The 3,341-nt window shown below is 68.9% G+C and carries 2 protein-coding genes; both read right to left on the bottom strand.

Annotation, left to right across the window (positions count from 1 at the left end; genetic code table 11):
- The coding region (locus tag ACFWF3_RS29390) for a beta-ketoacyl synthase N-terminal-like domain-containing protein (protein ID WP_379316842.1) at positions 1–2,855 on the bottom strand (2,855 nt) is incomplete at its 3' end.
- Positions 2,856–2,878: 23 nt separating this feature from the next.
- Positions 2,879–3,341 (bottom strand): GDSL-type esterase/lipase family protein (locus ACFWF3_RS29385; RefSeq protein ID WP_379316840.1); only part of this gene is annotated, 463 nt, incomplete at its 5' end.

Raw genomic sequence — 3,341 nt, 5'->3', positions numbered from 1 at the left:
TGCGTGACGGCTTCCAACACGACCTGCTCCTCGATTCCCTTGCGGTAGAGGTCTTTCCGGGATTCCGGCACGAAATCGCGGCCGTTGAGCCGCACCACCATGCCGGGCGCCGCCGGCACCGCGAACGGTGCGGCGTCGTGGCGGTGGATGTCGACGATGGGCGCACCGAGCACCGCCAGTTGCAGCGCCGCCTTCTTGAGCGCCACGTCGCTGTCGCCGGTCGGGCCCTGATCGGTGGACAGAGCGATCACCTCGGCGCCGAGCGTCCGGCGCACGAGCGAGGTGAGCGTGGCCTTCGGGCCGAACTCGACGAACACGTTGCAGCCGTCGGCCTGCATGGCCCGCAGACCCGCCACGAACTCGACGGTTTCGAGCAACTGCTCGGTGAGCACGCGACGGTTGGTCGCGACCCGCGCACCGTATTCGGCGTCCCGGGAATTCGCGTAGATCTTGGTCTTGGGGGCGCGAATGGCGACGCTCTTCACCGCGGCCTTGAACGGCTCGACCGCGTGGGCGACGTAGCGGGTGTGGAACGCGCCCGCTACCGGCAGCTCGCGCACGGTCAGTCCCTGTGCCCGGCCCGCCGCGACGAACTCCGCGACAGCCGCGGTGCCGCCGCCGACCACCACCTGGTCGGGTGCGTTGTGATTGCACACGCTCACGTCGGGATGGTCGGCGAGGATCGCGCTGACCTGTTCACGGTCGGCCTGTACCGCCGCCATCGTGCCCGCGTCGGTGTCGGTGTCGATCGCCATCGCCGCTCCGCGTGCCCTGGCGAGAGTGAAGTAGTCGACGGCGTCCAGCGAACCCGCTGCCCACAGCGCGGTCAGTTCACCGAAGCTGTGGCCCATGAACCCTTCGCAGGTCAGGCCGCGCTCGGCCAGGAACCGGTACTGGCCCACCGACAGCGCCGCGATCGCGGGCTGCGCGAACTCGGTGCGCCGCAACGTCGCCTCCTGGGCGTTGCGCAGCTCGGGGTCGAACACCGGCGCCGGGAACACCACCGAGGCCGGCGGCCGGGCGGCGTCGGCGAACACGGCGTTGGCCTCGTCGAAGGCGGTGGCGACGGTGGGGTTGTTCAGCACCGCGGCCAGGCCCATGTCCACGTATTGGCTGCCCTGACCGGCGAACAGCGCGCCGATCTTCAGATCGGGCATGGCGCGCCGGCGGAAGACGATGCCGCGCGGATGCGTCCATTCGTCGGCGTCACCGGCGAGTTCGGTCACCGCCAGTGCGCGCAGTGCCGATGCTTCCTCGTCGTCGCGCGCCACGAACCCGACGCGCGCGTGCTCGGCCGGAATCCCGGCGTCACCGTTCGGGGCGGCGTCCGAGCTCAGCAAGCTCGCCAGTTCGGTTGTCGAGGCGGCGTGCCACAGGCGGACTCGCGCGGTGCGGTGCATCGTGAGCGCGTGTCCGCGGCCCTCGGCTGCTTCCTCGAGGATCGCGTGAAAGTTGGTGCCGCCGAAGCCCATCGCCGATGCCGCCGCACGACGCTGCGGCCGGTGCGGATCACGAATCCACGGCCGGGTCCTGGTGTTGATGTAGAGCGGCGAGGAATCGTCGAGCGCCTTGTTCGGCGCGGTGACATTGATCGTCGGCGGCAGCACCTTGTGGTGCAACGCCAGCGCCAGCTTGATCAGGCTGGCCGCACCGGCGGCGCCCTTGGTGTGCCCGATCTGGGATTTCACGCTGCCGATCGCGGCGTACCCGGTCTCGTCGGTGGCCTCGCGCAGCACCGCGTTCAAGGCGGCGAGTTCGGTCTGATCGCCGACGCGGGTGCCGGTGGCATGTGCCTCGAACAGCCCGATCGTGGCGGGCGAGCAGTCCGCGTCCTCGTAGGCGCGGTGCAGGGCGGCCTGCTGACCTTCGGCGCGCGGGGCATAGATGCTCTTGAACCGCCCGTCGCTCGACGATCCGATGCCCTTGATCACCGCGTACACCCGGTCACCGTCGCGCTCGGCGTCGGCGAGGCGCTTGAGGGCGATCATGCCGATGCCCTCGCCGACCAGGGTGCCGTCGGCACTGTCGTCGAGCGGCTTGATGACACCGGACCGCGACAGCGCCCCGACCTTGCTGAAGCACAGGTAACCGAAGATCGAGTTCTCGGTGTCACAGCCACCGGTGATCATCATGTCGGCGCGACCGGACACCAGCTCGCTGATCGCGACGTGGACCGCCGACAGCGAACTGGCGCACGCCGCGTCGACGGTGCAGTTCATGCCGCCGAGATCGAGGCGGTTGGCGACCCGGCCCGCGATCACATTGCCCAGCAGGCCGGGGAACGAGTTCTCCTCCCACGACGGGAAGGCGTCGGCGTACTTCTGCGCGATCTGTTCGGCGTCGGCCTGGGTCAGCCCACAGCTGCGGATGACCTCCTTGAGCACCGGCGTCGACAGACGGGCGGCCAGTGGGTGCGACAGTGTCGTCGGTCCGGCGACGCCGAGAACCACACCGGTGCGCTCGGGCCGGTACCAGTCCGACCCGACGGCGCCCGCGTCGGCGAGCACGTCACGGGCGACGAGCAGGCTCAGCAGCTGCACGACCGTGGTGACCTCGAGCTGATTGGGCGGCAGCCCGAACTCGGTGACGCTGAACGGCATCTCGGGCACGAAACCGCCACGGCGGCAATAGGTCTTGTCGGGCGCCGTCGGGTCGGCGTCGTAGTAGTCGTCGAGGTTCCAGTGCGTGGCCGGCACGTCGGACATGCAGTCCGCGGCGTCGACGACGTTCTGCCAGAAGTCACGGAAGTTGGCGGCCATGGGGAACAGGCCGCTCAGTCCGACGATCGCGATCGGATTGTCGGCTAGTCGCCGCGTCATGGCCGGGTCTTCGGAGTGCCGAAGGTGGTCGTTCATGGTTGCTATCCCTTGTCTTCTGCTCAGAGTTGCGAAACTCGCACAGTCCGGACCTCGTCGATGAGGTCGGCCATCGCCGTACCGATGAGCTGATGGCCCGCCGGACTCGGATGCATGCCGTCCGGGGACCACATGACCGGGTCCGCGGTGATGGGTGCGTTCACCAAATCGAGTCGCACGAGATCGAACTCGTGGACGAGGTCGTCGAGATAGTCGTTGGCTTGCGCGAATCGCGACCGCAACACCGTGCGGACGGATTCGGGCAGGCCGGGCAGGCGGTCCGGGATATTCGGCCAGTTCGTGGTGAACACCAGCCGATCCGGGCGCGCCAGCCCGGCATAGATATGACGCAGGTTGCGGCGGAAGCGATCCGGGTCGTAGTCGGTGACCAGGTCGTTTCCGCCCACGATCACGCCGATCAGCGCAGCATCGGCGGCCAGGGCGATCGGCAGTTGCCGGTCGACGACATCCTGGGTGGTGGCCCCG

Origin of the sequence: Nocardia sp. NPDC060220 (genome assembly GCF_042727815.1) — a bacterium.
GTDB lineage: Bacteria > Actinomycetota > Actinomycetes > Mycobacteriales > Mycobacteriaceae > Nocardia.
The sequence above is the reverse complement of the archived record's forward strand: the minus strand, read 5'-3'. Positions and strand labels throughout refer to the sequence as shown.